The sequence below is a fragment of the Burkholderia humptydooensis genome, from assembly GCF_001513745.1.
Taxonomy (GTDB): Bacteria; Pseudomonadota; Gammaproteobacteria; order Burkholderiales; family Burkholderiaceae; genus Burkholderia; species Burkholderia humptydooensis.
This window is the reverse complement of record NZ_CP013382.1, coordinates 1-15,690: the sequence shown is the minus strand read 5'-3', so window position 1 is coordinate 15,690 and position 15,690 is coordinate 1. Positions and strand designations below refer to the sequence as shown.

The following is a 15,690-nucleotide window of genomic DNA, read 5'->3' as shown; positions in this document are numbered from 1 at the left end:
TCCCCGACTCCCGAAAAAGCTCACCATGACCGAATCGGCTCCCGTATTTCCTCACTATTCGATCGAGGTCGACTTTCCGGACCTCGATGCGCATCGCATCGGCAACGCCGGCGTCGATTACGTGCATCGCTTCGATTCGGGCGTGTCCGGCCCGCACGTGATGATCAACGCGCTCACGCACGGCAACGAAGTGTGCGGCGCGATCGTCGTCGATGCGTTGCTGTCGCGTGTGAACGCCCGCCGTGCTCGACGATCTGTCGAAGCACTCGGTCGAACTCGATCGTGCGCGCGCGATCCGGCCGTTCGTCGACGAGGCTGACTGGCTGCTCGATCTGCATTCGATGCACGAGCGCAGCGCGCCGCTGATCGTCGCGGGCCCGCTCGACAAGGGCACGGCGCTCGCGCTGCAGATCGGTGCGCCGGCAACCGTGATGCGCGGCGAAACAGCGCTTCGCCGTTGCAGGCGGCGCGATGCTTTATGCAACCCGCCGCCGATCAGAGCCCGAGATCCGACAGGCCCGGATGGTCATCGGGCCGGCGGCCGAGCGGCCAGTGGAACAGGCGATCCGCTTCGCGGATCGGCATGTCGTTGATGCATGCATGGCGATGCGCCATCAGGCCGTTTTCGTCGAATGCCCAGTTTTCGTTGCCGTATGAGCGGAACCAGTTGCCCGCGTCGTCGTGCCACTCGTACGCGAAGCGCACCGCGATCCGGTTGCCGGTGAACGCCCACAATTCCTTGATCAGCCGATAATCGAGCTCGCGCGTCCACTTGCGGCGCAGCAGCGCGACGATCTCCGCGCGGCCCGTCGCGAATTCCGCGCGATTGCGCCATTTGCTCTGCGGCGTGTAGGCGAGCGAAACGCGCTCGGGGTCGCGCGTGTTCCAGCCATCTTCAGCAGCCCGAACTTTTTGAATCGCGGTTTCGCGCGTGAACGGCGGAACAGGCGGGCGGATTTCGGTTGAATCGGACATTGTGTTCTCCAGATTGAAGGCGTGAAAAGACCCGCCCGGCTCGCCGAGCGCGGCGGGCAGGCGGGGGTGCTGCGATTCGATCGAATGAAAAGGCGGAGCTTTAGCCGGACCGGCTCGGCAGCGTCGCGTCGAGCAGCAGTTCGGCCACCGCACGCGCGTCGCGCGCGGCCGACGCGTCGCCGCTCACGAGCGCGACGCCGATCGCACCGTCGATCAGCACGAGCCACTGGCGCGCGAGCCGTGCGATATGGCGGCGATCCGCGCCCGTTTCCGCCGCATGCGCATCGAGCTGCTCGCGCACGAACACGAGCAAGCGTTCCTTGTGTTCGCGCGCGACGACGCGAATCGGATCGTCCGGATGCTCGATCTCGCCCGCCGCGTTCAGGAACGCGCAGCCGTGGAAATCCGGCTGCTCGAACCATTCGCGCAGCACGTCGAACATCCCGACGAGCCGCGCGCGCGGCGTCTTGCCGCGCTTTGCCGTCGCTTCGACGAACCACGCCATCCAGCGCGCATCGCGGCGCTCGAGCGCGGCGGCGACGAGCGCCTCCTTCGATTCGAAGTGCGTATAGAAGCTCTTGCGCGCGGCGCCCGACAGCTTGACGATCGCGTCGACGCCCGTCGCATGGATGCCGCCCGCGTAGATCAGCGTTTCGGCCGCGTCGAGCAAGCGTTCGCGCGCGCCGGCGGCAGGGATTGGTTCAGGTTTCGTATCCATGCGTTTAAGGTAGAACGATCATTCTCCTTTGTCAACCTCGAAACGATGCGATATCGTTTTCGCACGCATTCGGCAAAAAGGGGCTCGGATGAAACCGGCGAGATGGGCGGGACAATTCGCGTGCGCGATCGCGCTCGCAGGCGTGACGGCAAGCTGCACGCCGCTTCGGGTCGTCACGCACAGCGTGTCGACGACGGAAGCCGCCGTTCCGGCCGGCCGCTACACGCTCGATCCGCACCACTGGAGCATCGTGTTCGATGTCGACCACTTCAAGTATTCGCGCTTCACGATGCGCTTCGATCGCGCGAGCGCGCAACTCGATTGGCGCGCCGGCGGGCTCGCCGGCAGCGGCGTGACGGCGTCGATCGACGCAGCGAGCGTCGACACCAATGTGCCGCTGCTGGACAAGCTCGTCGCGGGCGCCGATGCGCTCCACGCCGCCCGCAACCCTCAAATTCGTTTCGACGGCACGCGCTTCGCGCGCACGGGCGCGACGCAGGGCACGCTGACCGGCAACCTGACGATCCGCGGCGCGACGCACCCCGTCACGCTCGCCGTCACGTTCAATGGCTACGGCCGCAATCCGTTGACGAGGCAGGACACGCTCGGCTTCTCCGCGCGCGGCACGTTCAGCCGCGCGCAATTCAGCGTGACGAGCTGGTATCCGGCCGTTGGCGACGAAGTGCGCGTGCGCATCGAGGCGGAGTTCGTCAAGGAAGGCGAAGCGCCCGCGCCATGACGCATCGATGACGCACGTTGCCGCTCGAAGGAACGCGCGACGTTCGTCATGGCTTCGCGCATCGCCGCCTCCAGCCTCTATCGCCGCGCCGCATTTTTTACGACATTTTTTCTTGAAAGGCGCGCTCGCGACTCCCTACACTTCGGGCAACCATCGAGGTTTCGGAGGCGTCACATGCCGCAACAACGAGCGAAAACCGAACGAGCGATGCACTTCGCATGCGCGACGCATGCGGACGGCCGCGTCGTGCTTCGACGTTTCGATCCTGCGCACGACTCGTACAACGAGCTGACCGCGCTGCTGCATCGCGCGTTCGCCCGGCTCGGCCGGATGGGACTCAATTGTCCCTGCGTCGATCAACCGGCCGCCGTCACGCATCAACGCGCGCTCGCGGGCGAATGCTTCGTCGCCGTCTGCAATGGCCACCTCGTCGCGACGATGACGCTTCACGCGCGCGATCTCGCGTCGCCATGCGAACTCTATCGCCGCGGCAACGTCGCGACGTTGCGCCAGTTCGGCGTCGATCCCGTCTGGCAAGGGCGCGGCATCGGCCGGTCGATGCTCGATTTCGCCGCGCATTGGGCTGCCGCGCGCGGCTACCGGCGTCTTGCGCTCGACACGCCGCAGCCGGCCGCGCATCTCGTCGCGTTCTACACGCGCCAAGGATTTCGGCTCGTCGACGTCATGCACTTTTCCGGCAAAGGCTATGACAGCGCGATCCTCAGCAAGCCGGCGGCGGTATCGCGGTCGTCCGCATGGAAGGCGCGCGAACTGCCGCTGACGCCGATGCCGATGCCGATGCCAGCGCCATACGATCGCGCCGCATGAAATACGACGACGACGCACGCCGGCGCGACCGCTCGTGCGACTCGGGCGATCGGCGCGCGTACAAGCCGGCCCACGTGAAGGCGGCGATGCGCATGCGCGGTCTCGTCAAGGTCGTGTGCATCACGATCGCGGTGAGCCAGGCACTGACCGCGGCATTCGCGGGCCTCGCCCATATCGCCGGCCACGACGTGGAGGCGGGGCCGCTGCTGCTCTTCAACTTCGTCACGTGCACGCTCGTCAGCTACTGGCTGCAATCCGACGCGCAGCGCGCATATCTCGACGCGCGGTCGAGCGGCCGTCTGCGCAGCGCGCCGAATGACGGCGCGCCGCTCGACGTTCCGGCCGATTGCCCGAGACGTTGGCTAGTGATCCTGAACATCGAATTGAATCCGCATCTGCTCGACAGCGTGCAATGACGCAAGCCTGCCTCACGCGGAATCGCTTGAAGTCGAAATATTGACGCGTTGTTTACGCTCGTCGCGCGACTCTTTCGATCGGTTTGACATCCGCTGCGCTGTAATGAAGACATGAAGAACCAGCGGCCGAAGCGGGAGAATCGATGGACAGGCACGCCTATCTGCAGCTCGCTCTTTTCGTCGTCGTGCTGACGCTGCTCGTCAAGCCGCTCGGACAATACATCGCGCGCATCGCAAACGGCGATCCGCCGTGGCCGATGCGAATGCTGCGGCCCGTCGAGCGATGGACGTATCGCGCGGCGGGCGTCGATCCCGAGCAGGCAATGAGCTGGAAAGCCTATGCGATCGCGCTGTTGTCGTTCAGCGTCGTCGGCACGATCGCACTCTACGCGTTGCAGCGCGTTCAGCACGTGCTGCCGCTCAATCCGCAAGCCCTTCCTGCCGTCAGCGCCGATTCGGCGTTCAACACGGCCGTCAGCTTCGCCACCAATACGAGCTGGCAAGGCTACGCAGGCGAAACGACGCTCAGCTATCTGACCCAGATGGGCGGCATCGCCGTGCAGAGCTTCTTGTCGGCCGCCGCCGGCATCGCCGTGCTGCTCGCGCTGATCCGCGCGCTCGCCGCGCGCGGCGCGGGCTCCGTCGGCAATCTGTGGGCCGACCTCACGCGCGCGACGCTCTATGTGCTGATTCCGCTGTCCGCGCTGTTCGCCGCCGCGTTCATCGCGCAAGGCACGATCCAGAACTTCTCCGGGTATCGCACCGTCCAGACGATCCAAGGCACCGGCCGGCGGCAAGCCGCGCCCGACGCAAGCGGCGCGCCGCTGCTCGATGCCGCGGGCCGTCCCGCCGTGCGCGCGATTGCGGGCCGCGAGCAGCTTCTGCCGATGGGGCCCGTCGCATCGCAGGAATCGATCAAGCTGCTGAGCGGCGACGGCGGCGGCTTCTTCAACGCGAACTCCGCGCATCCGTTCGAGAATCCGACGCCGTTCAGCAATTTCCTGCAAATGCTCGCGCTTCTGCTGCTGCCGGCCGCGCTGTGCCACACGTTCGGCGCGATGGCCGGCGACACGCGGCAAGGCTGGGCGATCTATGCGGCAATGCTCGCGATGTTCGTCGCGCTCGCGCTCGTGACGATGCGCGCCGAGCAAGCGGGCAGCGCGACGCTCGCGTCGCCGGGCATCGACGCGCGCGCGTCTGCGTCGATGCCCGGCGGCAACATGGAAGGGAAGGAGACGCGCTTCGGGATCGTCTCGTCGGCGCTCTACGCGACGATCGCGACGGCGAGCGGCGACGGCGCGGTCGACGCGATGCACGATTCGCTGACGCCGATCGGCGGGCTCGTGCCGATGGCGCTGATGCAGACGGGCGAAGTCGTGTTCGGCGGCCCCGGCTCGGGGCTCTTCGGCATGCTGATGCACGCGATGCTCGCGGCGTTCGTCGCGGGACTGATGATCGGCCGCGCGCCCGAGTATCTCGGCAAGAAAATCGATCCGCACGACATGAAGCTCGTCGCGATCGCGCTCCTCGCGACGCCTTGCATCGCGCTCGTCGGCACGGCCGCGTCGGTGCTGCTGCCGGCCGGCGTCGCCGGCATCGCGAACCCCGGCGCGCACGGCTTCAGCGAGATCCTGTATGCGTTCACGTCGGCGGCGAACAACAACGGCAGCGCATTCGCGGGCCTCGCGGCGAATACCCGTTATTACAACGCGATGCTCGGCGCGGCGATGTGGTTCGGCCGCTTCGCGACGATCGTGCCGGTGCTCGCGCTCGCCGGCTCGCTCGCGCTGAAGGTGCGACGCGCGGCCGGCCCCGGCGCGCTGCCGACGCACGGCCCGCTCTTCGTCGTCCTGCTGATCGGAACGGTCGTGCTGATGACGTTGCTGACGTATCTACCGGCATTGGCGCTCGGGCCGATCGTCGAGCAGGTGACGATGGCGGGCGCTGCGCGTTGAGTCACGCGCCGGCCCAGTCGAGAATCACCTTGCCGCTTTCGCCCGACAGCATCGCCGCGAAGCCCTTCTCGTAGTCGTCGACCGGGAAGCGGTGCGTGATGATCGGCGACAGATCGAGCCCGCTTTGCAGCATCGCGACCATCTTGTACCAGGTCTCGAACATCTCGCGCCCATAGATGCCCTTGATCTCGAGGCCCTTGAAGATCACCTGGTTCCAGTCGATCGCGGTCTGCGCGGGCGGAATGCCGAGCAGCGCGACCTTGCCGCCGTGATTCATCGATTCGAGCAGCGACGTGAACGCGCTCGGCACGCCGGACATCTCGAGCCCGACGTCGAAGCCCTCCGTCATGTGCAGATCGGCCATCACGTCGCGCAGCGATTCGCGCGACACGTTCACCGCGCGCGTCGCGCCCATCTTGCGCGCGAGGTCGAGGCGATAGTCGTTGATGTCGGTGATGACGACGTTGCGCGCGCCGACGTGCTTCGCGATCGCCACCGCCATCACGCCGATCGGCCCCGCGCCCGTGATCAGCACGTCCTCGCCGACGAGGTTGAACGACAGCGCGGTATGCGTCGCGTTGCCGAACGGATCGAAGATCGCGGCGAGATCGTCGGAGATCTCGGGCGGAATCTTGAACGCGTTGAACGCGGGTATCGCCAGATACTCGGCGAACGCACCTTCGCGATTCACGCCGACGCCCACCGTGTTGCGGCACAGGTGGCGCCGCCCCGCGCGACAGTTGCGACAGAAGCCGCATGTAATGTGGCCTTCGCCGGACACGCGATCGCCGATCGAGAAGCCGCGCACTTCCTGGCCCATCTCGACGATCTCGCCGACGTATTCGTGGCCGACGTGCATCGGCACCGGAATCGTCTTCTGCGCCCAGTCGTCCCACTTCCAGATATGGATGTCGGTGCCGCAGATCGCGGTGCGGCGGATCTTGATGAGGACGTCGTTGTGGCCGACCTCGGGCTTCTTCACGCGCGTGAGCGTGAGGCCCGGCCCGCGTTCGAGCTTCGCAAGCGCTTTCATCGCGAGCCTCCGTCAAATGACGCCGAGCGTCTTGCCGACGCGCACGAACGCGTCGACCGCGCGATCGATCTGCTCGGGCGTATGCGCGGCGCTCATCTGCGTGCGAATGCGCGCGCGGCCGCGCGGCACGACCGGATACGAGAAGCCGATCACGTACACGCCTTCGGCAAGAAGTGCATCGGCCATCTTCGACGCGACCTGCGCATCGCCGAGCATCACCGGAATGATCGGATGCTCGCCCGGCACGAGCGTGAAGCCCGCCGCGCTCATCTTCTCGCGGAAGTGCACGCCGTTCGCGCGCACGCGCTCGCGCAGCCGTGCGCCTTCGTCGCTCGCGAGCAGCTCGAGCACGTTCAGCGACGCGGCCGCGATGCTCGGCGTCAGCGTGTTCGAAAACAGATACGGGCGCGAGCGCTGCCGCAGCAGCTCGACGATCTCGCGCCGCGCGGCGACGTAGCCGCCCGACGCGCCGCCCAGCGCCTTGCCGAGCGTGCCCGTGACAATGTCGACGCGGCCCTCGACGCCGCAATATTCGGGCGTGCCGCGCCCGTGCTCGCCGATGAAGCCGACCGCGTGCGAATCGTCGACCATCACGAGCGCGCCGTAACGGTCGGCCAGATCGCATACGCCCTTCAGGTTCGCGATGATGCCGTCCATCGAGAACACGCCGTCGGTCGCGATCAGCTTGAAGCGCGCGCCCGCCGCGTCGGCCTCGCGCAGCTTCGCTTCGAGATCGGCGAGGTCGTTGTTCTTGTAGCGCAAGCGCTTCGCCTTCGACAGGCGAACGCCGTCGATGATGCTTGCGTGATTCAGCTCGTCGCTGATGATCGCGTCGTTTTCGTCGAGCAGCGTCTCGAACAGGCCGCCGTTCGCGTCGAAGCAGCTCGAATACAGGATGCAGTCGTCGGTTTGCAGGAACGCGGACAGCGCGGCCTCGAGCCTCTTGTGCACGGTCTGCGTGCCGCAGATGAAGCGCACCGACGCCATCCCGAACCCGTCCTGCTCGAGCGCCGCCTGCGCGGCTTTGATGAGGCGCGGATCGTCCGCGAGCCCCAGATAGTTGTTCGCGCAGAAATTCAGCACGTGCGCGCCGCCGGCCAGCCGGATGTCGGTCGCCTGCGGGCTGGCGATCTCGCGCTCGGTCTTGTAGAAACCGTCCGCGCGAATCTGGTCGAGGGTGCCGCGTAGATGGGCAAGATAGGCATCACGCATCGCAATAAGCTCCTGACATGGGCTGCAAGGCTCGGCGCTCGTCCGCGCTCGTGGCGGCGGCAAAGCGGCTTGCTACTGTTATAGTCGGCCGTCTGATCCAGCGTATTTTTCCTGTATTCCGAACTAAAATTCGAAATACCGAACAACTCTAAGCGAACGGAATTCAAATGGCAAGCTCTTCCGGCGCGCGGCGCACGGCCGCGCCCGCTCCCGCCGCCCGCGGCGCGACGCCGCCGCGGGTCGGCGAGCAGATCCAGCGCCTGCGCAACGAGCGCAAGCTCACACTCGACGATCTGTCGCGCGCGGCCGGCGTGTCGAAATCGATGCTGTCGGAGATCGAGCGCGACAAGGCAAATCCGACGATCGCCGTCGCGTGGCGGCTCACGAACGCGCTCGGCATCAGCCTCGACGAGCTGTTCGCGCAGCCGAAGGCGCCCGAGACGATCCGCGTCGACGGCCCGCACGACATTCCGACGCTCGCCGGCCACGACGCGCAATACCAGTTACGCGTGTGGGGACCGATCGAACTCGCGGGCAAGTTCGAATGGTACGAGCTGACGCTGCCGGCGAACGGCGCGCTCGTGTCGAATCCGCACGAGCCCGGCACCCGCGAGCATCTGACCGTGCTGAACGGCGCGATCGAGATCGAAGCGGCGGGCACCGCGCGGCGGCTGAAGGCGGGCGACACCGCGCGCTACGCGGCCGACGGGCCGCACGCGATCCGCAACGCGGGCAAGAGCGAGGCAAAAGCGCTCCTGATCGTGATTCATCGGCAGCACGGCGTCTAGTCTGCTCAACGGCCAGTTGCGCAAAATACTGTATATTCGTACAGTATACGCAAAACAGGAGCCCGCGATGACCGAACAGGATCTGGCCGCGCTCAGCTTCAAGGCTGCGGCGCACGATATGGAAACGATTGTCCGCCACATTGCCGAGCGTTATATCCGGCAAGGCGTTCCGTTGACGTGGCGGCTTCTGCACGCGGTCGAAGCCGAAGCGCTCGCCGATCTCGGCTTCGCGAGCCGGCACGATCCGATGGTTCGCTGCCTGTTCGACCGCCCGGCCGAGCTGCGCTTCCCGGAAACCGACGATCTCGTCGACTTCGGGCGGTCGAATGCGCTGCCCGCGGTGTTCTCGTTCGCGGTCGCCGCGTACGAGCGGGCCGCGAACGCGCGCACCGACGCGTCCGGTGCGCCGGTGCGCGCCGCGCGCGCGTCGCGCGCATGGGGCGACTAGCCGGTCGCCGCGTCTTGCCCGGCGGCCCATCCGGCCCGCATGTCGCATGCAGACAACCCGGTTTCCGGCGGCTCGTTAGCCGCAGGATGCCCGCCGCTGACTCGAAAACGCTTTGTCGAGCGAACGCGACACGCTATGATGAATTGCAACTAACGGGATAAATGACATGTCGCTGCCCATTCTGACGAGTCCCCCTGCGCAGCCCGACATCCCGAGCGATCTGTTCAATCGCGACACGTCGGACTGGCTCAACCATCCGGACACCGCTTTCGATGCGTGGCTGGCCGCCCAGGAATTTCGCCGCTCGTCGGCCGACGTCTACCGCGCACAATGGGGCGCGTTTCTCGGTTGGCTCGCGAAACGGCAAAAGAACCTCGCGACGGTCGACACCGAGACGATCGCCCTTTTCGTCGGCGAGCTCCCGATCAAGAAAACGCAGAGAGTCCGCTATTTGAGGCTGATCGAGCGCGTGCTCGATCATGTGCGCAAGAGTGAATTCGGCTCGACGAACCCTGCCCGCTTCATTGCTCAGGATGGCGAAGCGACCTGGCGCAGCGCGCGCGACAACGAGCCGACGAGTTTTCTCGCGCCGGCCGAACGCGCCGCGCTGCTTGCTTATCTATTTTCCCCACTGCCCGCGACAGGCGCGGCGCTCTGGAAGGAACGCCGCGATCGTGCGCTGATCGCCGCATTCCTCGGCGGCGGATTGAAGACCGGTGAAGCGCGCGCGCTCACGATTAGTTGCGTCAACCTTGGATCGACCGTGCTGATGATCCCGGCGGCCCGGCCAGAATTCACGCGCGAAACGCATCTCGCATCGTTCGCGATCGCGCTGTTCGACGCATGGCTAGCCGAACGTCAGCGTTGCGGCATTCCGGGCGAGCTCGTTTTCCCCGCGTCGCAATCCGGCCGGCCGATGCACAAGGCGACGATGCTGCGTGCGGTCGATGCGATCGTCGACGCAGCCGACATCGCGCCATCGCGCACCGCGCGCGCCAGCCCGCAGACGTTGCGCAACACGTTCGCGGCCGAACTGTTCGAAAACGGCGTCGAGCCGGAAAAAGTCGGTCAGTGGCTAGGATTCGCGCAGCCGATTTCGTCGAATCGACTGCATCGGGCATGGAAGAATTGGCGGGAAAGCCTCGTCAGTGCGTTGCCGGGCGCCGAGTCGCTCACCAATGAAGCGCCGACCGCCGCGTCAAGCCAGGCTTGAGATTGGCGGTTTCGGCCTCCCGAAAATGCTCACCTTTTCTCACATCTTGATTCCCGAATTTCCTCACCTTTGAGGATTTCGGGCGCCGTCCGTCACGCTGTCCGGGTGAAACAGGCGGCCGCCGCGAAGCGCGATGGCCGCACTCCCGACGTGTGCTCGCATTCGGGACAAAGCAATTCGTAACCGTGCGCGTCGTGAGACAGCTCGGGTTCGCCGTCGCCGCACTTCGGGCACCGCGCCGGCAGCGCCACATGCTGATCGAGCGACGTGCCGATCACGTCGAACGCAGCCGCATCGAGATTGCCCGCGTCCGCCAGACGCCGGATCAGCGTGGCGATCTCGGGTGTCATGCCCTGGCTGGCCCGCAATATCTGAACTTCGTTGACCGCGGCGGTCAATTCGTCGCCTTGTTCGCGCAACTGCGCGTCGAGCCGATCCGCACGCGCCTTCGCCGCACTCAGTTGCTGCAGGAAATCGAACTCCTTGCGATTGACGTCGCGCAACCCCTGCTGATACGTCGAAGCCATGCTGCGCAGCGAATCGAGCTCGACGAGCATCGGCTTCACGCGCCGCTCGGCTTCCGCGATCGCGTCCTTGATCTGCTGCGCATAGTGCTCGGTGTTCTCGCGCAGTTCCGCGTGCAGCGCGTCGATCCGCTCACGCAGCGCCGCGTTTTGGCTCTGCTCGGTTTCAAGTCTTTGATTCAGCAGTGCATTTTCGTTTTCCATCCGGCGAATCAGGCCCTGCAGCGAATCCTGATGCGCGAGACCTTGCGTCGACGCGGACGCCAATTGCACCTCGGCATCAGTCAGACGATTCTGCAGTTGCTCGGCGCGCGCGTCGCTTCGGGCGAGCGTGGCCTCGAGCGCTTCCTGGCGAATCAGCGCATCGCGATATTTCTGTTCGGCAGCGGCCACTTCGCCGCTCGCTTGCTGCCGTTCGGCATCGAGGCTCTCACGCGCCTGTTTCAGCGCCTCTTCATATAGCGCGCCCAGTAGCGCGCCGGCCTTTTCCTCGAGCGGTTTCGGTAAAGCGGCTCCTTCGAGCCGGACTTTCGATGCAGCCCGGATTCGCTCCCAAAAATGATCGATGTCTTTCGGGATATCGCTTGCGCTACCGGTCTGGGTCAAATCGCGGACGTTCGCCGCAGACGGCCGGATGCCAAGGTCGAAGAACAGCCGTTTGCACGCATGCAGCGACAAGTCTTGCCGGCGGGCGCCGGACGCGCGCAGCGCATCGAGCTCTTCGCGAATGGATTGCCGGATTTCGTCGAGGGTCATGGTCGTTGCGAAAAGCTGAAGCGTACCAATCATAACGAAATACGTTCTGTTTGATACGACTTTGATGTGCTTGTTGTACTTTTGCTACTCACAGAGGCATTCAGGGGGATGTCGATCGATTTTGCTCACACAACTGTTGGAAATCCGTGAAACAAAGCGAAGAATGTGACTCAAGCCTCTGTTTTTAAAAGATTATTGGATGGGACCCGAATAACGGTAATTGTTTCACATGCCGAGCGCTGTGGTTCTCGGGACATGTCTGGAGGCGAAATGGGGGTTCTGTGGAAAACTCGTCGGGGGCGTCTTGAGAGTATTAGAAGTAAACACCCTTGAACCTTCGTTAAAAACGTTAACGCCATCGGGAGGCCTTGCCCAGCAAGGGATTGCGACCGATGAGGTGAAATTTTACAGGATATGAGGTGAGATTTTCCAGGATTCGACGTGATGGGGTTCGGGGATCGGCGTGAGCCGATGCAGGAAAGATCGTGAGCGGATTCAGGATGCTTTCCCACAGATGAAGTTGCCAAAGGTGAGGTTTTTCGGGGGCACAGTAAAGGTGGAGCCGTGCGCAGCCTGAATCGATCTATCCACATCCGCACAGGTATAGGTGAGGCTTTTCGGGAGGTCGGTGGAGCAGTGATTCTGCCCTTCTTTTAAGCAAATTTGGGGCATAGGTGAGATTTCTCGGGATTCCAGCCCGTTTTGATGTGAGCGTTTCCGGGAAGGAAGGCTGGTAAAGGCTCGTCCGACGGGGCATTGCCGCCCGAAACGGCCTAAAGGTGAGGTTTTTCGGGGGACCTTCTTCAGCGCTGAGACGAGGTTCTCGCTAAAGGTGAGGGAATTCGGGCGCATGGCCGGCCCGCACCGATCTCGCTTGAGGTGAGGTTTTTCAGGATCTGGCGTACAGCAGAAATTTGCCAAAGGTGAGACTTTTCGGGACATGGTGGCGCTCATTCGGCCGCAAAGGCCCGTGGATGCTGGGTAGCAAGTGCCGTTGCGGAGCCCGCTCTTCGTCAAAGGTGAGATTTTTCAGGATGCGATCTCATGACAAGTGACGTCGAGCCGCGTGCGAAAGGTGAGGGCATACGGGAGAAGAAAATTTCGACCAGCGCGTTAGCTATGATTTGTAAGTAATTGATATATATGGATTTTTTTCGTATCGGAAGGAATGGTGAGCTTTTTCGGGGGCTGCGGGTGCGCTGTCGCGCAGGGCAAAAATCGATCTGAGGTGAGGCTTTACGGGGGCCGATTGCCGGTAGTCGCCCGTATGCCGGACCTGCGGACGAGGTTGCTCGTTGGCTGACGGGACCTGAATGGTGAGCTTTTTCGGGAGCAAGCCTGCATTGCCGAGCGTCAAGGCTTGGAAAAAACGCTTCGACGGATTCGCCGGGAGGACTCGCGGGACAGCCCTGCCAGTGGGGCGAAGGGGCGTCTTGCGCTCGGGATGGCGGTGCGGTGAGCTGGGCGCGGGCGTTCACTTTTGATCGCCGACGGCTGCCCTGCCTATTGACGCGCTTAGGCTTGCAACGGGCTGGCGAGGCGGGACAGTGGATGGGCTAAGGCGAGTCGCGACTCGCGTGACTCGGCGGTTACTCGCCTCACGTGTCTCGCGGGAGGGGCCGGCCCGGTCATATACCGGCCATTTCTCCGGCAGGGGCCCAGGTGGGGCTCTTGGGGCTAGTCGAAACGTTGCATCGCAACTCATTTTGTCTTTGACGGATATCCATCCGGTTAGTCGGATGCATTGGATCCGCTCACGTTTGACGGACTGTCGCACGCTCGGGTGAGTCGACTCGGCTTGGGAGGGCTCACGCTTGCGGCCCGAGGCTGGTCGCCGGGCTGATTTGCCGTCCATAAGCGGCTCGCTGCCGGGAGGCCGTGCGGGCGCGCGTACGCGTCCTTTCATGTCGAGGATGATCTCTTGTCCGGTGAGGCGAACTTGGGCGCACTCGCTCGCATCGCCGAACGGCATCCGAATGCGGTCCGATGCCGGACCTGCGTCATTGTCGGTCGGCGATAACGCATGGCGCGCCGCGCTCGAGGTCGCGCGACACGTAATGCGGCCGCTCCACGCCCCCGTTTGGCGCGCGTATTGGTGAGGCCGATCGATTTCGACGGCTCACGCGTGGCCGATTCGCGCCGGCGGCCGGCAGTCGTTGCCCGTCTCGCCTTCATTTGACACCTTTCCATCGGGGGCGCCCGGACGGACGAGACACGCCGGTCGAACGTCAACGCCTGAAGATCCGGGGCAGGCGTACGCCGAGTCATGTGCATCGCCGCTCATTCCGCCCGGCCTGATCCGATCCGTGCATACCGACAGACTCCCGGCGCCAGGCCGGCTGGGCTTCGATCGGCGTCGGCATCGGCTTGCTGCGCGCTGTTCCTCAGGCCGGCGTTGCAAGTCGATCACGGAGATGCCCGTGCGCGTGAATTTGTCGTAGCAATTTTGCGACAGGATTGGAGGTGAGACGATACGGGAGCCGCTGCGCCGCGGAACGCGAATGCGGGAAAGCCGGCGTTCGCCGCGCTTGCCGCTGCCCGCAAAGGTGAGTCGACGATGGCCGGATTTTGGACCGGTGAGCGTTTTCGGGAGTCCGATCGGGTGAGCGGCAGCAAATCGCCGAGCTTCACCGCATATGGTGAGCATGCCGTTCTGGACGCACATCACCACAGACGCTATCCTTCCGGAAACTTCTCCTCCGACCCGACGCATGGCCACAAAGCGCGCCAAGAAAACCGATGTGGATGTGGTGAGTGCTAGTTCCGCCGAATTGCGTAAGGCCGTCGAGGCAATCGCAATTCAGCCGAAAAACGGCAAGATCACCCTCCTGACTCGCAAGCTGTTCAACGTGCTGCTTGCGGTCGCCCAACAAGCGGACGATTCCGGCGACACCTATCGCGCGCTGTTGTCGGACATCGTCGCGAACTCGGCTTTCGATTCCAACGATACCGCGCTCGTCAAGGAGCACTTGCGGCGGATGGTGTCGGTGCAGGTGGAATGGAGCACGGGCACGTCGAGCCAGAAGCCCGGCCGGAAGTGGGGGATCTCCACGCTGATCGCCGACGCCGAAATTCTCGAAGATCCGGCGACGCGGCGCGTATGGGTCGAATTCTCGTTTGCGCCGAAAATCAAGAAGAAACTGCTCGACCCGGTGCAGTACGCGCGCCTGAGCCTGCAGTTCCAGAGCCAACTGCGCAGCAGCGCGGGGCTCGCGCTGTACGAAATCTGCGTGCGCTACCTGACGAATCCGAGCCATCTGACGATGCGCGAGCCGTGGGAATGGTGGCGCCCGATTCTGTCCGGCACGCCCGATACCGAGGCCGGCGACGAGGCGAAGCGCGAATACAAGTATTTCAAGCGCGACTACCTGCGTCCGGCGATCGCCGAGGTGAACGCGGTGACGAACATCTTCGTCGAACTGGTCGAGCATCGCGAAGGACGCCGGGTTGCCGAGATCCAGTTCCGCGTATCGGAGCGCAAGCAGCCGATGCTCGCGCTCGACGAGCATCCGAATGTGTTCGACAGCACGCTCGTCGACCGGATGGTGAAGATCGGCATTCCGCTGAAGGAAGCGCAGACGCTCTACGCGGACAACGAGGAAAACCGGATTCGCGCCGCGCTCCAACTGACCGAGCAGCGGGTGCGCAGCACGACGCTGCCGCCCGTGCGCAGCGCGCCGGCGTTGTTCAAGGATGCGCTGAAGAAGGGATATGCGCCGCCCGTCGACGCGGTCGACACGCCGCCGCTCGGCAGCAGCGCCAAGTTGGCCGCCGCGGCCAACGCCGGGCAGGCGGACGACCCGAAGGCGCGTCTGCGCAGCGAGTACGATGCTTACCGGCGCAAGGAAGCGAAACAGTTGTATGAGGAACAAGGCGACGCGGAGCGGGAGATCGCGCGCGCGTCGTTCGAGTCCGACGTGCTGCCGGCGCTGGGTCCGCATCTGCGGGACGACTGGCGACGGCGCGGGCTCGACTCGAAGCTCGTCGAAACGGCTTTCTTCGACTGGCTCGCGCAAAAGACCTGGGGCGAACCGACCGACGGCGATCTGCTCGCCTTCACGCTCAGCCAGTCTCGCGCGGCTTGA

Annotated in this window: 13 protein-coding genes and 1 pseudogene; 9 read left to right on the top strand and 5 right to left on the bottom strand. The window is 64.5% G+C overall.

Features of this window, described 5'->3' with window-relative positions; all coding sequences use genetic code 11:
• Positions 1-25 precede the first annotated feature (25 nt).
• A pseudogene (locus AQ610_RS19560) lies at positions 26-473 on the top strand (M14 family metallopeptidase); the annotation flags it as partial.
• 22 nt (positions 474-495) lie between these two features.
• Here AQ610_RS19560 and AQ610_RS19555 read toward each other — a convergent pair.
• On the bottom strand, positions 496-975 hold the full coding sequence (locus tag AQ610_RS19555; RefSeq protein WP_006028368.1) for a nuclear transport factor 2 family protein: 480 nt from the start codon (positions 973-975) through the stop codon (positions 496-498).
• Between the two features lie 100 nt (positions 976-1,075).
• The gene (locus tag AQ610_RS19550) at positions 1,076-1,693 is read right to left on the bottom strand and encodes a TetR/AcrR family transcriptional regulator (RefSeq protein ID WP_009914052.1); all 618 of its coding nucleotides are present in this window, start codon (positions 1,691-1,693) and stop codon (positions 1,076-1,078) included.
• 88 nt (positions 1,694-1,781) lie between these two features.
• Between AQ610_RS19550 and AQ610_RS19545 the strand changes: the two genes are divergently transcribed.
• The 4 genes from AQ610_RS19545 (at position 1,782) to kdpA (ending at position 5,631) form a co-directional block, all read left to right on the top strand.
• Positions 1,782-2,432 (top strand): YceI family protein, encoded by a 651-nt coding sequence (locus AQ610_RS19545; RefSeq protein ID WP_006028366.1) that lies wholly within the window; start codon positions 1,782-1,784, stop codon positions 2,430-2,432.
• A 174-nt stretch (positions 2,433-2,606) separates the two neighbouring features.
• Positions 2,607-3,260, top strand: a complete 654-nt coding sequence (locus AQ610_RS19540; RefSeq protein WP_006028365.1) for a GNAT family N-acetyltransferase — start codon at positions 2,607-2,609, stop codon at positions 3,258-3,260.
• Complete coding sequence (locus tag AQ610_RS19535; protein WP_006028364.1) at positions 3,257-3,676, top strand: hypothetical protein; 420 nt, start codon at positions 3,257-3,259, stop codon at positions 3,674-3,676. The genes AQ610_RS19540 and AQ610_RS19535 overlap by 4 nt, the downstream gene beginning before the upstream one ends.
• 143 nt (positions 3,677-3,819) lie before the next feature.
• A complete protein-coding gene (gene kdpA, locus AQ610_RS19530) occupies positions 3,820-5,631 on the top strand; it encodes a potassium-transporting ATPase subunit KdpA (protein WP_006028363.1) in 1,812 nt (603 codons plus the stop codon).
• 1 nt (position 5,632) lies between these two features.
• On the opposite strand, the gene tdh is transcribed toward kdpA, so the two are convergent.
• Positions 5,633-6,664 (bottom strand): L-threonine 3-dehydrogenase, encoded by a 1,032-nt coding sequence (tdh, locus tag AQ610_RS19525; protein WP_006028362.1) that lies wholly within the window; start codon positions 6,662-6,664, stop codon positions 5,633-5,635.
• 12 nt (positions 6,665-6,676) lie between these two features.
• Entirely contained in the window at positions 6,677-7,876 is a 1,200-nt protein-coding gene (locus AQ610_RS19520; RefSeq protein WP_006028361.1) for a glycine C-acetyltransferase, read from the bottom strand.
• A 167-nt stretch (positions 7,877-8,043) separates the two neighbouring features.
• On the opposite strand from AQ610_RS19520, the gene AQ610_RS19515 reads away from it, so the two are divergent.
• From AQ610_RS19515 to AQ610_RS19505, 3 genes are all read left to right on the top strand, one after another.
• Complete coding sequence (locus AQ610_RS19515; protein ID WP_006028360.1) at positions 8,044-8,664, top strand: helix-turn-helix domain-containing protein; 621 nt, start codon at positions 8,044-8,046, stop codon at positions 8,662-8,664.
• A 67-nt stretch (positions 8,665-8,731) separates the two neighbouring features.
• On the top strand, positions 8,732-9,112 hold the full coding sequence (locus AQ610_RS19510; protein ID WP_009916156.1) for a DUF2471 family protein: 381 nt from the start codon (positions 8,732-8,734) through the stop codon (positions 9,110-9,112).
• A 166-nt stretch (positions 9,113-9,278) separates the two neighbouring features.
• Entirely contained in the window at positions 9,279-10,325 is a 1,047-nt protein-coding gene (locus tag AQ610_RS19505; protein WP_006028358.1) for a tyrosine-type recombinase/integrase, read from the top strand.
• A 92-nt stretch (positions 10,326-10,417) separates the two neighbouring features.
• On the opposite strand, the gene AQ610_RS19500 is transcribed toward AQ610_RS19505, so the two are convergent.
• The gene (locus AQ610_RS19500) at positions 10,418-11,605 is read right to left on the bottom strand and encodes a DNA-binding protein (RefSeq protein ID WP_006028357.1); all 1,188 of its coding nucleotides are present in this window, start codon (positions 11,603-11,605) and stop codon (positions 10,418-10,420) included.
• A 2,711-nt stretch (positions 11,606-14,316) separates the two neighbouring features.
• Here AQ610_RS19500 and AQ610_RS19495 point away from each other — a divergent pair.
• The gene (locus tag AQ610_RS19495) at positions 14,317-15,690 is read left to right on the top strand and encodes a replication initiation protein (protein ID WP_015602939.1); all 1,374 of its coding nucleotides are present in this window, start codon (positions 14,317-14,319) and stop codon (positions 15,688-15,690) included.